At 57.9% G+C, this 16,214-nt stretch carries 11 protein-coding genes and 1 tRNA gene; 8 read left to right on the forward strand and 4 right to left on the reverse strand.

Going from position 1 to position 16,214, the window contains the following annotated elements; translation table 11 throughout:
• Positions 1–25 precede the first annotated feature (25 nt).
• Positions 26–1,939 (reverse strand): TIR domain-containing protein, encoded by a 1,914-nt coding sequence (locus ACXHXG_RS01550; RefSeq protein ID WP_457898305.1) that lies wholly within the window; start codon positions 1,937–1,939, stop codon positions 26–28.
• A 313-nt stretch (positions 1,940–2,252) separates the two neighbouring features.
• Here ACXHXG_RS01550 and ACXHXG_RS01555 point away from each other — a divergent pair, with 313 nt between their 5' ends.
• The 6 genes from ACXHXG_RS01555 (at position 2,253) to ACXHXG_RS01580 (ending at position 10,169) form a co-directional block, all read left to right on the forward strand.
• Positions 2,253–2,816: a recombinase family protein gene (locus ACXHXG_RS01555; protein WP_457898306.1), complete on the forward strand. Its 564-nt coding sequence runs from the start codon at positions 2,253–2,255 to the stop codon at positions 2,814–2,816.
• A 70-nt stretch (positions 2,817–2,886) separates the two neighbouring features.
• On the forward strand, positions 2,887–3,381 hold the full coding sequence (locus ACXHXG_RS01560) for an NUDIX hydrolase (RefSeq protein ID WP_457898307.1): 495 nt from the start codon (positions 2,887–2,889) through the stop codon (positions 3,379–3,381).
• A 725-nt stretch (positions 3,382–4,106) separates the two neighbouring features.
• Entirely contained in the window at positions 4,107–5,183 is a 1,077-nt protein-coding gene (locus tag ACXHXG_RS01565; RefSeq protein ID WP_457898308.1) for an AAA family ATPase, read from the forward strand.
• 200 nt (positions 5,184–5,383) lie between these two features.
• The gene (locus ACXHXG_RS01570) at positions 5,384–5,650 is read left to right on the forward strand and encodes a hypothetical protein (RefSeq protein ID WP_457898309.1); all 267 of its coding nucleotides are present in this window, start codon (positions 5,384–5,386) and stop codon (positions 5,648–5,650) included.
• A 337-nt stretch (positions 5,651–5,987) separates the two neighbouring features.
• A complete protein-coding gene (locus tag ACXHXG_RS01575; protein ID WP_457898310.1) occupies positions 5,988–9,764 on the forward strand; it encodes a hypothetical protein in 3,777 nt (1,258 codons plus the stop codon).
• A 228-nt stretch (positions 9,765–9,992) separates the two neighbouring features.
• Positions 9,993–10,169: a hypothetical protein gene (locus tag ACXHXG_RS01580; RefSeq protein ID WP_457898311.1), complete on the forward strand. Its 177-nt coding sequence runs from the start codon at positions 9,993–9,995 to the stop codon at positions 10,167–10,169.
• Positions 10,170–10,278: 109 nt separating this feature from the next.
• On the opposite strand, the gene ACXHXG_RS01585 is transcribed toward ACXHXG_RS01580, so the two are convergent.
• The 3 genes from ACXHXG_RS01585 to ACXHXG_RS01595 form a co-directional block, all read right to left on the reverse strand.
• A tRNA-Ser gene (locus ACXHXG_RS01585) sits at positions 10,279–10,369 on the reverse strand.
• 128 nt (positions 10,370–10,497) lie between these two features.
• Positions 10,498–11,715, reverse strand: coding sequence for an NAD(P)/FAD-dependent oxidoreductase (locus ACXHXG_RS01590; RefSeq protein WP_283049713.1), 1,218 nt, complete (start codon positions 11,713–11,715; stop codon positions 10,498–10,500).
• 148 nt (positions 11,716–11,863) lie between these two features.
• On the reverse strand, positions 11,864–12,982 hold the full coding sequence (locus ACXHXG_RS01595; protein WP_283049712.1) for a Gfo/Idh/MocA family protein: 1,119 nt from the start codon (positions 12,980–12,982) through the stop codon (positions 11,864–11,866).
• A gap of 233 nt (positions 12,983–13,215) precedes the next feature.
• Between ACXHXG_RS01595 and ACXHXG_RS01600 the strand changes: the two genes are divergently transcribed.
• Together ACXHXG_RS01600 and ACXHXG_RS01605 are read left to right on the forward strand one after the other, a co-directional pair.
• On the forward strand, positions 13,216–14,091 hold the full coding sequence (locus tag ACXHXG_RS01600; RefSeq protein ID WP_104822496.1) for a MurR/RpiR family transcriptional regulator: 876 nt from the start codon (positions 13,216–13,218) through the stop codon (positions 14,089–14,091).
• Between the two features lie 188 nt (positions 14,092–14,279).
• Complete coding sequence (locus ACXHXG_RS01605; protein ID WP_285168121.1) at positions 14,280–16,214, forward strand: bifunctional 5-dehydro-2-deoxygluconokinase/5-dehydro-2-deoxyphosphogluconate aldolase; 1,935 nt, start codon at positions 14,280–14,282, stop codon at positions 16,212–16,214.

Consider the following 16,214-nt stretch of genomic DNA (forward strand, 5'->3'; position numbering starts at 1 on the left):
GCGCCAAGCGCTGCTGCAGTTATCTTCATGTTTCAATTTGCTTTGCCACGCGAACCCTCGCCCACGTAACTGCGGTTTCTCCGTAGGCCCACTCAAAGCCAGCAATGGTGTCTCCGTCCTCGGCGATACTCAGTAGCAATGTTTTTTCGGTCCCGACCATCCCAAGCAAGGTGGTAGGTTTACCGAGAGTAACTCGGAAAATACTGCCCTCAAGAGCTGCTCCAAATCGCCTAAGCCTTACAGTTACTTGCACACGCTCTTTCGTAGCTAATAGAGGCCATAACACCCCATTTTCGACGGGCCGCTCAAACTCTGTCACGGAAGTGTAGCCTCCAGCCTCATCACTGACCAACTTGATGATGCCGTCAGGTGTAGACCACTCTCCGAGAATGTCAGGACCAGACATCACCGCAGCGGCACGACCGACAACCCTTCGAACTTTTTGGCGACTGGCACCTATTTTCAAAGCAGCCGTGTGGTCCGCAGCTTCCTTCGAACGGGCCGCCTGAAGGGAAGTCAGCACGGTCACAACAAACGGGTCGTGGTTTTCGATAGATATCGCACCCTCCGCCTTCTGCTGCGCCTCCGCAAGGAAGCCGGCTTCCTGTAACATCTGGGCTAAGTTGCCATCGGCAATGGTCTCCCCCTTGGCTGAGGCTTCTTGGTAGGCCGCTACAGCCATCCCCTTGAGCTGTAGTTTGGCAAAGGCGACCCCAAGGTTGTTCCAGGCCACCCCGGTTCGTTCAGCCTTTGGGATCGCGTCATAGTGAAGTGCAGCAAGCTCGGGTTGATTTTGCTCGGAGTAGTCGAAAGCAAGCTCGAACCGTGCAGTAGCGTCACTAGGACGTCGTGTAACTATCATCTCACCAATGGCTATTGGAATTTCCTTGAAGCCGGCATATCGAGCTATCGCACCCAACGCAGTGAGGAAATCCGCCTCATCGGCATTTGTGGATCGGGGAACCGCATTAAGCTTTTGAAGAAGTGCCTCCGCCCTCGGCTGCTCGTCCTCATCGTCGCTAAGCTGAATAATACGCTCTATGACGGCGCAAGCCTGGGCTATATCGCTTGTGGCGTCCAAGGCATCTAGCAGCAGACGCCGAGCTTCCTCCACCTCTCCATAGTGTTGCATGGTACGGCCCAGGAGTTCCATCAATGCTGCATTTTGCGGATATCTTTCACTCCTTGACCGGATGAGTTCGACATCAACCGCCCGCCCTGAGAAGAGGGTCGTATACTCCTCAGAAGCCTCCCAATGCGCCACCTCTTCGTCGGAAGAGGCGAAACGAGACTTAAGGAACGCCTCAGCTATTTCGTCAGCTCGTTGTTGGTTCTTGCTGAAAATTGCGAAAGCGTACTGCCACCTGAAATCGGCGGCTGTCCAATCGACTGTAATTGCAAGTTCGTTTGTGACCGCGCGGGGTTCGTCCTCGTCAGCCTTGTCACTTCTCGCTTCGGTAGGTTCCGGTCTTTCTAGTGGTCTAATGCTCGCCATCTTCCGTTTGATACGGTTGCAAGCTGGCCCAAGGGCGGCCTCGGGGCTCGTTGAGAGCAGGACTTGATCGTAGTTTTCTGGGGAGATGCCCAGAAGATCGGATGGTAGATGCAAATCGGCATTACGGGGGCTGATGAGAAACGTTCTATCCCGGCCCAATCGGCCCATCGCGAGGCCTAATTCAAAAATAATATTATCGCGAATAACATTTCGCTTCTGTCCACGAATAACTGTGTGGTCGTTCTCTTCAGGGACACAGATGAAAATGGCAAAATCAGAGGCCTTCAGGCGACTCTCAAGTGCATCCAATGGATATTGAGTGGGTTCGAAAGTATCCTGCGTCCAGATAATGGGTGTGACGTCGAAATCGAGAACATTTTGAACAAGCTCCGCGATGTATTTAGTCTCAACAGACGATCCAATGAAGACGGTGGGCTTTGCCATATGCTGTGCGCTCGTGCGGTTTTGTCTAGGTGGATCGATAGAACCTAGATAAGGCTCCAACTTCAAGTCCTTGGGAATGCCCCAGGTCACATATGTCAGAAATATTCACTTAGTTGCGGCAGCGCGGCCTCGCCGCCTCAATGAACCCCGCGTGTCGCGTCTCTCCTCCCAGAGGTTCGATTTGCGAAAGGGCATTGGCGAAACAGTCGGTAGCGATTTTCTCGAAATGTATAATCTGCGAGACAGGCTATTGACCCGTCTCAAATGTCGTCTTATAAATCTTATATCGCAACCTCTAAGGGATTATAAGACAATGGCATTGATCGGATACGCACGTGTCTCCACAGTAGGACAGTCCCTTGAGGTGCAGATCGCCAAGCTGACCGCAGCCGGCGTTGAGTCCGACCATCTCTATTCCGACAAGAAGACCGGCGTGGATCGGGACCGCCCAGGCTTGAAGGACGCGCTGCGCTTCGCTCGGAAGGGTGACACCTTTCTCGTTTGCAAGGTGGACCGTCTGGCGCGGTCTACCATCGACCTGATGAACATCGTCAACGAACTCGACAAGAAGGGCGTTCAGTTCAAGGTTCTGGACCAGAGCATCGATACGACCACCAAAGAGGGCCGAATGATGCTTGGGTTCCTTGCGGTTATTGCGCAGTTCGAGACCGAGATCAGGCACGAGAGGCAGATGGACGGCATTGCGCAGGCAAAGCAGGATGGCGTCAAGTTCGGTAGGAAGACGGTCATGACCGATGAGGTAGTGGACATGATCAGGACCATGAAGGCAGACGGGAAGCCTATTGCGGAGATCATGAAGGCTTCCGGCATGTCCAGACCGTCAGTCTATCGGGCCCTTGGCACCGCAGGGGAATAACCCACGCTCTGGCACGTCGAGTTGACCACTGTTACGCTAGACAGACTATCGTTCAACCTCCTGAGGTCTCATGGCAAAGAGCAAACGTCATCTTGCACTCCTATCTCCTCATGTGGAGACCTTGAGGCGTGGAGAGACGGCAGAGCAATTTGGGACTATCTGTTTTCGTCCTCGTGGTGATGGGATGGTCGAAGTTCTTCTAATTACCACCCGCGAAACAGGCCGATGGACCATCCCCAAGGGCTGGCCAATCAAAGGGCTGAAGCCACACCAAGTCGCGGAGCGCGAGGCTTGGGAAGAGGCAGGCATCAAAGGGAAGGTAAAGAAAGCTTCGTTTGGGTACTACAGCTATCTGAAGACCCTGGTCGACGGAAGTGTGGTGCCGTCGATAGTGGAAGTGCATCTCCTCAGAACCGAGCAGGCATCCGAGAAATTCCCAGAGCGCGGGCAACGGCTGTTAGAATGGATGGTCCCCGAAGAAGCTGCGTTTCGTGTACAGGAGCCTGAGCTGAAGGGGCTCTTCAGAAAGTTGGCGGAGCGCTCGTTCACAGCCGCCTCTCCATGATTTGCGAGATGGTACCGGCATGATTGCCCCTTCCACTAGCGATAACCCACGCCCTGGCACGTTAGGTATACCCCTAGCATGGGTCCCCGTACGCATACTATGGTCACTTATGGTTACACCTAAGAGGAACCATGGTCACCAGGGTCCTGCCCAGCGTAGCGGATGATGGGCTTATGGTAACCTAAGGTGTCCATGGCGTGGGGCCGGCCCATGAAGGAGCCCATACCAAGATCAACCTGAGACACCATGGTTCTACCCGGCATGGCGACATGGCTACCGTTGTGCGACCGATGATGCGGCCTGCCCGAGCGTTAACCCACGCCCTGGCACGTTAGGTTCCTCACTGGCACGACAGGACGTTAGGTACATCGCTAGCATTGTCCTGACCCCTAGCTATTTCCCCTTCCCCTGGCACGACATGACGTTGGGTTGCCCCCTAGAATGACCGAGGTGGCATGAGGTTGTCCTGCGGCATCCCGGCAACTCTGAATTATGTACCCCCCTAGCACAACATACCGAAATCCAAACGATAGCGCTTGCCTGTCTGACCCGCCGCTCCTCCGGGGCGCGATGGGGTGGAGCGCTGCCGTGTGGGTTTCGCTTCGAAGATGTTCAAGACCCGTGTCTCGGGATCGGTATCGAACAGCCTGAGTACACATCCCCTACCCATCTTTTCACCCAACCATAGCCATAGCAAGACAACATAAGGAGACCAATGGAGAACCATGACATTTAAGCTTCGAGGAACAGGCACGGGCAAACCGCAGCTTGTCGGTATCACAGCAGGGGAGTTGCTGAAGAAGGATTTCGCGCCGAGGGAGTTTGCCATTGATCCGTGGTTGAGGACCGGAGAAACCGCGCTGATCTGGGCGGCAACGGGGGTCGGCAAGACGTGGCTCACGCTGTCCCTTGCGGTGGCTATGGCTGGTGGCGGTCGCGTATGGGAATGGAAGGCACCGAAGCCACGGAAGGTGCTTGTCGTGGACGGCGAGATGAACCTTCAGGACCTCCAGGGGCGCTTGAAGACACTGGTGGATACCGGAGCTGTCACAGGACTGGACCGGGTGGCGCTTGGTGAGAACCTGAAGTTCGTTGCTCGACAGGCACAGGACCCGGACAGCGAGTTCTTCGACATCACCGATCCATTGTCTCAACAGCACGTCTTGCAGGCCATGGACGATACGGGCTCTGAGGTCGTCATCATTGACAACGTCACCACCTGTGCCGATGGCCTGAGAGACGAGAATGACAGCGTGGCTTTCCGGCCCGTCATGTCCTTCCTGATGCGGATGAAGCAGGCTGGCAAGGTCGCAATCCTCGTTCATCACGCCAACAAATCCGGTCAGGACTTTCGAGGCTCCACGGCATTGGAAGCGACCTTCGAGGTCAAGCTGGGTCTGCACCCGGCAGGGGCGAGCGTCGGCAAGGCGTCGTTCATCGCGAAATTCGGCAAGTTCCGTGCACAAGGAGATAGCACCATTCAGCCACGGCAGTGGACCCTAGAGCTCTCAGGTTGGACCGTGGATGACGATGAGAGCGAGGGTGCCGGCAACGATGTCCTGAAGGCGCTGAAGTCCTGCAAGTTCGTCACGGCGGTGGAGATCGGGGACCACATAGGCCGGGATAAGCACTACGTCGGTCGCCAATTGAGGCTTCTGGTGGCCCAAGGGCAACTGAGGGAGGAGGATAAGGACCGCTATTTCAAGGCAGCTAAGCGCTTGAGGTCCAGTCCGTTCGATGACGAAACCTTTGAGGTGGACGATGGTGACCTTACGGGGACCGAAGTTGCACCATTGCACTGAGTAGCTTGGACGAGAGGGAGGCTCTGCCCCCTCGGGAGAATGGAGTTGCAGAGTAGCATTTACTAAGTGCTACTGCAATTTGCTACTTTCAATATAATCGAACAAATTCAAATAGATATGGAGAATTTCGCGGACACAGCAATGTGAGCCGTGCAACTCCCATTGATCGCACACCAACTATCGAAACGAAAGGACCAGACATGTGGTCAGGAATAAGAAACGGCAGGGATGCCCAAACACGCAGGGTACAGCCGAACTGGGCACTGGAATGCGTGAAGGCCGGTATTCCCCTTTGCCAACTCCCGCCGGCACCGGCAGCGGATGCGACCTACAAGGAGAAATGTCAGTACACCTGGGCGCTGCGAAGGGCCTGGGAAAGTAAGACCGGTCGCAAGATCGAACGGCTGACACCGCCAGGGTACAGCGACAGCACCACCCAGAAGCGGCGGGAGACGCGGATGAGCTAAGCCCAGAACTTACAGCTCTTGGCCTGGGTAAATCCCCGACATAGCGACGAAGGCGCTTAGGACGAAGAAGAGCGAACACCAGCCGCCAGTCCTATCGTTAGCCCTGAAGCGAGATACGGCTAGCCATCCCCAGAGCCCGATCCACAACGCATAGAGCGCCAACCTGATCATCCCAAATTCCATGTAATCCCCAATGCGCCGAGAGCGCTCCCCATTACGCCCGCCCCGTTCAACGCGAACCCAGGCGAACCCCAATCCACAATACGCAACCACAGCGTCCTCGGCAACCTATCGGGGCGCTTTCCGCATTCAACATTCACGCAACAGAAGAGGTACAATGTCCGACGCTATTTCCGTCATCAAGGGATTTGAGGGCTACATCGACCACGCTAAGTGGGACCGCACCGCTTACCGCGCTGGCTACGGTTCCGATACGACTACCCTAGCTGACGGACGTGTCGTTCCGATCTCCTCAGACACCGTCGTCACCCGCGAGGACAGCGAACGCGACCTAGCCCGTCGTGCGCAGGAGTTCGAGAATACCGCAGCCGGCCAAGTCGGCCAGGATAAGTGGGCATCGCTCCCAGGTAACGTCAGAGCAGCCCTTACGTCCACCACGTACAACTATGGCAGCCTTCCGCATGACGTGGTGGCTGCAGCGCAGACCGGTGACATCAATGCCATCGCTTCGGCTGTTACAGGCCGTGGTGACGACAACGGCGGTATCAACCGTGGTCGCCGCTCGAAGGAAGCCGAGATCATCCTCGGTGGACCTCAGGCCGCTGCTGACCAAGCTCCGTACACCCCGCATGTCTCCAATGCCACCCAGTACACCGCAGAGACCGAAGTTCCCCTTCCGGTCAACGAGGCTGTCTCTGGTACCCCGCGTGTCGACAAGCCGGAAGCCCCGAGCCTATGGCAGACCGAGAAGGACGCATGGAACCAGAACAGCACCCTGGCCCTGATCCTGAACAGCAATCCCTACAAGGCCGACCCTAATTGGAAGAAGCCGGGTGAGGAGCAACTTGCTGCCGATCTGGAGAAGGCGAACCTTGACCCAGAGCGTTATGCCAAGTTCCTTGGTGGCTCTACGTCCCAGGCCGGCTACAACAAGGCCATCCAAGACGCTCAGGCTGACCGGGATCGCCTCACGCGACTATCGCAAGCTGGCCTCACAGGGACAGTCCTCGACTTCGTCAATCAGGCCCTGGACCCAGTCAACGTTGCCACGGACCTTGCGGTCTCCGCAGTGGCACCAGAGTTCACCATAGGCAAGTACGGTTACCGCGTCAGCAAGGTTCTGTCCGCTGCCCTGGCCGGTGGCGCATCAGGTCTAGCGACCTCAGCCATCAACTACGGCTTCAACCCGAACGCAACCAAGGCCGATCTTATGATGGGCACGGTGATCGGGGCTGGCCTGGGTGGCATCGTTGGTCGTCTGTCCGCCAATCCGGCGACAGCGGCAGAGGGGCGTGGTCTCCAGCAGATCGGCCATCAGGTCATCGCTGAGCATGAAGGTGTCCCGTACGTGCCTCCTGCCAACCGTGGTTCCGTTGGTGCCGCTGCCGTGACCAGGGAGAACAGCGTCCTCGATCCTGAAGCCGCGATGGCCCAGGTGGAACATGACGCGACACCCCGGTCTGCATTCGCAGGCATCCGTGGCGACCTTGCTGCCATGGGTGACAAGTCGAAGAACCCCGGCACCCGCCTCACCATGAGCGGTCTCGTTCAGGACGGCACCGGTAAGATTGGGCCTTCCATCAACGGTCGTGCAGCGTCGGAAGATGCCGCCATGCTCAAGCAAGAGTTCGACGGTGCCTTCTATCGCACTTGGAAGCCGCAGAAGGACGCCTTCATCGCCAAGGGTGGAACAGCTCAGCAGTTTGATGACCTCGTCTTCAAGTATGTCGAGGACACACGGCTGCACAAAGGTGACTTCTATTCGCCCGAGGTGAAGGCCGCTGGCGACAACTGGGCAGCGCTCCGTCGCGAACAGCTCAAGTTGCAGCAGAACGCCCTCTATCGCGAAGGCGGCATTGCTCGTCCTGTGCAGGGTGCCGACAAGGTCAAGGCCAATGAGAACTACATGGTTCACGAGTGGCATAACGTCCTTGTCCATGCCGCTGACGAGCATTTCGAAGACGGCACGGTGCAGGCAGTGATCAAGGGTGGGATGCGCAAGTCCAACCCGACGATAGCCGAAGCCGATCTGGACAGGGTATCCGCTGCCTTCCTGAAGTCCATCAAGGAACGAGGGGCAGGTCTGGACAGAGGTGACTTCCTCGCTCGGGTATCCGGCGACAACATGGAAGACGCCATGAACGCCCTGGTGGAAGCGGGATCGCTCCGTCAGGAGGAGGCCGACAACTTCCTCAAGAACTGGGTGGCCGACAGCGGGAACGCCAAGTCGGATACCGGTAACGCCAAGCCGTTCAAGCACCGAGCGCTGATCGATACCAGCTATGTCCTGCCATACCGTCCCCGCGTTCGTGCCACCGGCCTGGAGCATGACGCAGAGTTCGGTGTGAAGGACCTCCTGAACCGCAACGTCGAATATCTGAACAACAAGTACTCCCGTCGTGCCGCAGGTAACATTGCCCTGGCGAGAATGAGGCTTGCGATCTCAGACATGAAGGACGAAGCCGGTGAGGTCATCTCGCACGGCACCACGGTTCTCGACGGTATCACCTCCGATGCCGAGTGGCGGGCTCATCTCGACCAAGTTGCCCGTCGTGGCGCTGAGGCTGGCCAGACTTCCCAGGAGATCGCTCAGGACCGGAGGCGTCTTCAGTTTGCTTACGACATGATCAAGGGGACGAAGACCTACGACATCAACAACACGACGTTCGGCTGGGGGCTCCGCATGTTGCGGAAGGTCAACTTCATCCGCATGATGAACCAAGTTGGTCTTGCTCAGCTCCCAGAATTGGGCAACCTCGTCGGCAGTGTCGGTCTGAAGGCGATGGTTCAGCAGGTCCCGAACATGCGCCGTGTGATCGGAGCTGACGGTGTGGCTCACCTGAAGAATAACTTCGGTGATGATGTCGAAGCTATCTTCGGCAACGGTCTCGAAGGTTGGACGAGGACACCCGAGGAGCGCTACGATGCCATGCTGGACATGATCCAAGGCACCAAGGGTGGCGATTGGGCGCACAAAGTCTCCAACCTGCTCGACAAGGGTAGTGCGATCACCTCGAAGATTTCCGGCATGGAAGGTATCGACACGCTCTCGAAGCGGTGGGCCTACAAGGCGGTGATCCAGAAGTTCGCCAACGCGGCTGCCGGTAAGGCCGAGTTCTCCGAGAAGCGCCTTGCTGACCTCGGTCTCGACAGGGCCATGTACGAACGCGTCAAGATTGCTCTGAAGGACCCGGCTGGCGTCCAGATGAACGGGAGTCGCGTAGCCGGTCTCAAGCTCGACCAATGGGCCGACAAGGAAGCCGCTGAAGCCTTCCGCCGTGCGGTCTATCGTAAGTCGACGGAGATCATCCAGCAGAACGACCTGGGCAACAAGATCATGTGGATGGGGCACCCCGTCGCACAGACGCTAACCCAGTTCCGAACGTTCATGGCTGCCTCCTACGTGAAGCAGACAATGAAGGCGCTGCATATGCGTGATCCTGAGGCCGCGATCAACGCCACCATGGCGATGTTCATCGGCGCGATGGTCTACGAGGTGCAAACTAGAGAGCAGGCAGTTGGACGTTCAGACTCCGACAAGTTCCTCAGGGATCGGCTGACGTGGGACAAGATTGCCGGGGCTGGCTTCGCAAAGGCCGGCGTCTCTTCGATCATCCCCATGCTGGTGGACACCACGCTTCCGGCGATTGGCTACAAGCCGGAGTTCTCCTACTCCCGCACGACGGGGCAGACCTCTGACCTGTGGTTCGGCAACCCGGCTACAGCCCTCCTTGACGACGTGCAGAAGGCAGCAAGTGCCACCCGTGGCATCTTCCATGGGGACCTGTCGCAGGAAGAGGCACGGGCAATCAACAAGCTCCTGCCGTTCAACAACGCCTTCGGCTACATGCAGGCGTTCAACTGGGGTATCTCGGGTCTACGGGAGAAGACTCCAAGATCACGGAAGCAGCCGGTTGGTCTCTTTGGAGACTAAGGTGAACTGAGGGCGGGGCAGAAATGTCCCGTTCTCACCGAGCATACCATAAGTAACACCCGTCAGCCCGGTAAAGCTAGAATAGTTTCAACAGCGCAATAGTTGCAGATGTGCAAGTAATTATTTTGAAATTATTACGATATTACCTATAGACAGCGAGTCGCAACTCAGTCACACATCGACGCGCCCACTAATCAATTTGGGCTATACGAAAAAGGATAGAGTTAAATGAGCTTCCACTTCCGCACCAAACGCGTTGAGTTCGAAATCGCCAGCTACGGCATCTACCTCAGCTTGGCTGCTTTTCGGAGAACCTTCGTGGCCTTTCGGGATTTCTCCGGTCAGGGCTTGAGCACCACGGATTGGAACCGGGTCGACAAAAGCGAGTCATATGGCCAGGCATGAAGTGCTGGCGTAGGCAGAAGAAATTAGGCAGGAGCTCTAGGCAGAAATGAATTTGAGGTTCCCGCCCAAGTCATTGTTTTCTAAGCCTAAATTTGATCTTTTCGGGGAATGGCGGAGAGGATGGGATTCGAACCCACGATACGCTTTTGACGTATACTCCCTTAGCAGGGGAGCGCCTTCGACCACTCGGCCACCTCTCCGGTGCGGCCCTGATACGGCCAATCATTTATCGACGCAAGCGCTTTTTCGCCTCCCTGCACGTTCTCCCTGCATTCGGCGGTGCGCGCATCCTGCAGGGAGAACTAGATAGCCGGCGTGCGGGTCCCTCTTAACGCAGCAACTCCTTAAGGTCCGCGGCCGAATCGGCCAGGATAGCCTTTGCCGGGTTGACGCCGCTTTCCAGTAGCTTCTTGCCAGTCACATAGGCCTTTGCGTCGTTGATAGCATCGACGGCGATGAAGCGGCCCTCCTTGAAATACCAGACCGAAGCCGATCCTTCGCGAGCGCCGGCGCGCAAAAGGGTTTCGTCATAGCCGACGTTGAAACCGGCGATCTGCAATTTTACGTCATATTGATCCGACCAGAACCATGGCTTCGGATCGTAGGGCTCGTTGCCGCCTGCAATGATTCCGGCTGCGGCTTCGGCCTGGTCGACGGCATTCTGTACCGATTCGAGACGGATGCGGCCGCCGTTCCAAGGCAGTTCCGCGCAATCACCCGCAGCGAAGATCGCGGGGTCGGAGGTGCGGGCAAACGAATCGACGATGATACCGTTGCCGACTTCCAGCCCCGCTTCCTTGGCCAGCCGGTCATTCGGGGCAACGCCGATGCCGACGATGACGAAATCGACATCTATGGTGGACCCGTCCGACAGCTCGGCGGCGACGACATGGCCGTTCTTGCCAACCAGTTGCTTCAGGCCCGTCTTTTCGCGGATGACGACATCATGTCCACGATGAATAGTCCGCATGATGTCAGCCGTCTCCTTGGCGGCGACGCGCTGCAGGATCCTGTCTGCCATTTCTATAAGCGTGACTTCGAGGCCGCGATGGCGGGCAACCGCCGCCGCTTCGAGGCCGATATAGCCGCCGCCGATGATGAGAACACGGCGGCCCGCGCGCATTTCGGCAGCGAGCTGATCGGCATCGCGTTTGTCGCGGGCGAGATAGACGCCTTCAAGCGCGCCCCCGACGGAGGGCGGCAACTCGCGCGGCGTTGCGCCGGTCGCCAGCGCCAGCGTGTCATAGCCCAGCGCCGAACCGTCCTGCATGACCACTTGTTTTGCCGCGCGATCAATCTGCTCGACCCAGGTGGACAAACGGATCTCGACATTGTTGTCGGCATACCAATGCTCAGGGCGGAACAAGAGCCGGTCGAAGGCCATCTCGCCGAGAAGATATTTTTTTGTCAGCGGCGGTCGCTGATAGGGAAGGTTTTCCTCCGCGCCGATGATAGTGATCGGCCTCGAATCTCCAAGCGCCCGCAATTTGGCGGCAAGCGCGAAACCGGCCTGCCCGGCCCCGACAATGACCAATCTGCCCGTCACGATCCTTACTCCATTATATATGGTTATGGCGGCTCGTTACCTTGATATAGGCGTCGCCCTCGCGGTTTTCAGGGGTAACGCCTACCCTTGCAAGCGTCAATCATAGCTGACCTTGCGCCAGAGATCGGGGGAAAATTGGGGCAGGACTTCAGGCCAGTATCTCGACCCAGCGGCGCTCATGGAATGATCGGGCCATGGCGTGCACCGACTTTTCGATGCGCAAACCGTCCAAGAAGCTTACGACGGACGCCGCGTCGCCGGAAATGGCGCGGATCAGCTCCCGGCATTCGATGATCTTCAGATCATTGAAACCGAGTCCGTGGCCAGGCGCAGGGATGAACCGGTCATAGGGTCGGTGCGCCGGCGCCGCAAGAATTCTGCGGAAGCCCTGTTCGGTTTGCCTGCCGTCCGCCTGATAAAGCTCGAATTCGTTCATGCGCTCCTGGTCGTAGACGATCGAGCCTTTCGAGCCGTAGATCTGCAGCGCAATGCGGCCCTTGCGCCCCCAGGCGGAGCGATTCGCCATCAGCACCGCAGAAATACCGCCCCCGAGCCGCATCAGCACATTGGCCAGATCGTGATTCTCAACGGCGCGGCGCCCGCCGTCCTTCAACGGCCGTTCGGCATAGGGCTTCACCATATCGGTGATGACAGCTTCGACATGGCCGAACAGAAACCAGAGCAGCGACAGCGGATGCACTGCGAAATCGTCAAGCGCGCCATAGCCGCCGGCAAGCTCGCTCTTCCAATAGAAGAGGCCCTCCGGATCGGCCATGAAGTCTTCATCCATTTCGACACGGACGTGATTGACCTCGCCGATCGCGCCTTCGCCGATCAGCGCCTTGATATGCCGCATCACGGGATTCTGAATATAGTTGTAGCCGAGGACGGCGACCTTGCCCGAGGCCTTGGCGGCGCTCAGCATGCGTTCGGCGTCGGTATAGGCCGGCGCCATCGGCTTTTCGCACCAGACATGCTTGCCGGCTTCCAGCGCGGCGATCGCCATTTCCGGATGGAATTGATTGGGCGTGGTGACGGAGACGACATCGACCTCGGGATCGGCGATCAATTCACGCCAGTCGGCGGTCGCCTTTTCGAAGCCGAATTCATCGCCACGCATTTTTGCCAGGTCGGGATTGGCTTCGGCAAGATGCACGAGACGCGGCCGTTCGACGTCGCCGAAGACGGTCTTGACCGCATTCCACGCCAGCGCATGGCATTTGCCCATATAGCCGGTTCCGATCAATCCGACGCCAAGCGACTTCATATCCATTTCCTCCACCGGCTTCCTCCTGAAGCCTGCGGCGATTTTTGGAATATTTGGACCGTTTTGACAAGCCGGTGCATCGACCAATTGCGCCACCTCATCAGAGGAATGGAATTTATTGAAGTAAATTCATACACTTAAAAATAATCGTGCCGAGTTATCCAAAATCCGTTATCGTGCAAAATATGGAATATTTGTTTCATTGACGGGTATGACGTCGAGAAGGGTGAGGCATGGACAACGAAATCGAAACGCGAACCAAGGTGCCGCGGGATTTTGAAAGCCTTCGCAGCATCATCATCGAGCGTAAGAATTCCATGCCGAAACGTCTGGCGCAGGTCGCGGCTTTCGCACTCGGCAATCCCGATGAAATCGCCTTCGGCACCACGGCAAGCATTGCCACTGCCGCGGATGTCCAGCCTTCGACGCTGGTGCGTCTTGCCCATCATCTCGGTTACGGCGGCTTCTCCGACCTGCAGAGCATTTTCCGCGAGCGGCTGCGCGACCGGACGCTGAGCTACGAAGAGCGGCTGATCACACTCGAACAATCCGGCATCGAGGATGAAGAGGCCGGGATTCTCTCAGGCTTTCTCTCTGCCGCCAGCCAGTCGGTCAACAAGCTTGCCGCCACGATCGAGACGGATACGTTTGCCAAGGCGGTGGATGTGCTCGCCGCTGCCGAGACGATCTATCTTATCGCCAAGCGCCGTTCCTATCCGCTGACGGCGCATATGACCTACGCCTTTTCCAAACTGAACATCCGCCATCAGATCGTCGCTTCGCCGAACGGCATCGACGGCGAGCTCGCCCGCTTTGCCACGGAAAGGGACGCGGCGATTGCCGCAAGCTTCTCTCCCTACGCTGCCGACAGCCTCGCCCAGGCGCAGGACCTCGCCGCACGCAACGTGCCGGTCATCGCTATTACCGATTCGGCCTTTTCACCGCTTACCGGCTGCGCCACCCACTGGTTCGAGGTGGCGGAGGCCGATTTTGCCGGCTTCCGCTCGCTGTCGGCATCCATGGCGCTCATCATGGCCTTCCCTGTCGCCATCGCCGAACGGCGGAGGAAAGAGGCGGTGGCAAAATTCCACAAAACCAAAATGGAATAAACATTCCGAATTGACAAAATTACGGAACCAATGTTTCATTACATCCATGGACGCGGCTGCGGGAGATGGCCGCAAAATAGACCAGAGCCCGGACGAAAACGAAGACGGGCGGACCGGCACATTCAATAATGCGTGACCCCATAGAAAACTGAAGAGTTATCGGGATCATGCCTGGACGGGAGGACATTATGGCACACGACAATCCTGGCGCCCAGCCGGAGCCGACACTCGACGTGATCACCATCGGCCGCTCCTCCGTCGATCTTTATGGGCAGCAGATCGGCTCGCGGCTTGAGGATATTGCATCTTTTGCGAAATCCGTTGGCGGCTGCCCGGCCAATATCGCTATCGGCACGGCTCGGCTTGGCTTGAAATCCGGCTTGATCACCCGCGTTGGTGACGAGCAGATGGGCCGCTTTATCCGTGAACAGACGGCACGCGAAGGCGTCGCGACAGAAGGGATCGCCACCGACAAGGAGCGGCTGACGGCACTGGTGTTGCTTGCGGTCGAGGCCGAGGGCGTGTCGCCGATGATCTTTTATCGTTCCGACTGCGCCGACATGGCGCTCGACGAGGATGATATCGATGAGAATTTCATTCAATCCTCTCGCGCCGTCCTCGTCTCCGGCACGCATTTTTCCAAGCCGAACACGGAGGCCGCGCAACGCAAGGCGATTCGCATCGCCAAGGCGAACGGCCGCAAGGTGATCTTCGACATCGACTACCGGCCGAATCTCTGGGGCCTCGCCGGCCACGCCGAGGGCTTCGAACGTTATGTGAAGTCGGATCGCGTGTCGTCGAAGATGAAAGAGACGCTGCCGGATTGCGACCTGATCATCGGGACCGAAGAGGAGATCATGATTGCCTCGGGCGCAGATGATGTGCTCGGCGCTCTCAAGGAAATCCGCCGCCTTTCCTCGGCAACCATCGTGCTGAAGCGCGGCGCCATGGGCTGCATCGTTTATGATGGCCCTATCTCGGATGACCTCGAAGACGGCATTGTCGGCCAGGGCTTTCCGATCGAGGTGTTCAACGTTCTCGGCGCCGGCGATGCCTTCATGTCCGGATTCTTGCGCGGCTTCCTGCGCGACGAACCGCTGAAGACCTGCGCCACCTGGGCCAATGCCTGTGGTGCCTTTGCGGTCTCCCGCCTGCTCTGCTCGCCGGAATATCCGACCTGGGCCGAGCTCGATTTCTTCCTGAAGACGGGCAGCAAACACCGGGCCCTGCGTAAGGACGAGGCGATCAACCATCTTCATTGGGCGACGACCCGACGCGGCGAGATCCCACTGCTGATGGCGCTTGCCATCGATCATCGCTCGCAACTCGTCAGCGTCGCCGACGAGCTGGGCATCGGCCATGACAGGATCGTTGCCTTCAAGCGGCTTGCGGTCGAGGCGGCGGCGCGCGTTTCGGGCGGTCGGTCCGGCTATGGCATGCTCATCGACGAGCGCTTCGGCCGCGATGCCTTCTTCGACGCCGCCGCGAAGAATTTCTCCTGGATCGGTCGTCCCGTTGAATTGCCGGGCTCGAAGCCGCTGAAATTCGAGTTCAGCCAGGATATCGGTTCGCAGCTCACCGAATGGCCCCTCAATCATTGCATCAAATGCCTCTGCTTCTATCATCCCGACGATCCCGCGGAGTTGAAGGCGGAGCAGCAGGAGAAGCTACGCACCCTGTTCGAAGCAGCGCGTAAGGTCGGCCGCGAGCTGTTGGTCGAGATCATTGCCGGCAAGAACGGGCCGCTGACTGACGATACGATCCCAACGGCGATGGAAGAGCTCTATGCGCTCGGCATCAAGCCGGACTGGTGGAAGCTGGAACCGCAGGAATCGACCGCGGCCTGGAAAAAAATCGATGCCGTGATCGCCAAAAATGATCCATTGTGCAGGGGTATCGTGCTGCTTGGCCTGGAAGCGCCGGCAGAAGAATTGATCCGCAGCTTCGAGGCGACGCTGGCCGCGCCCTCGGTCAAGGGTTTTGCCGTCGGACGGACGATCTTTTCCGATGCGGCGCGCGCCTGGATGTCGGGCGGCATGAACGACGAGGAAGCGATCGCCGACATGGCTGGCCGCTTCCAACAATTGACCCAGGCGTGGCTGAAAACCCGCGGCCTGGAATAG

Source organism: Rhizobium sp. LEGMi-198b (genome assembly GCF_054114205.1).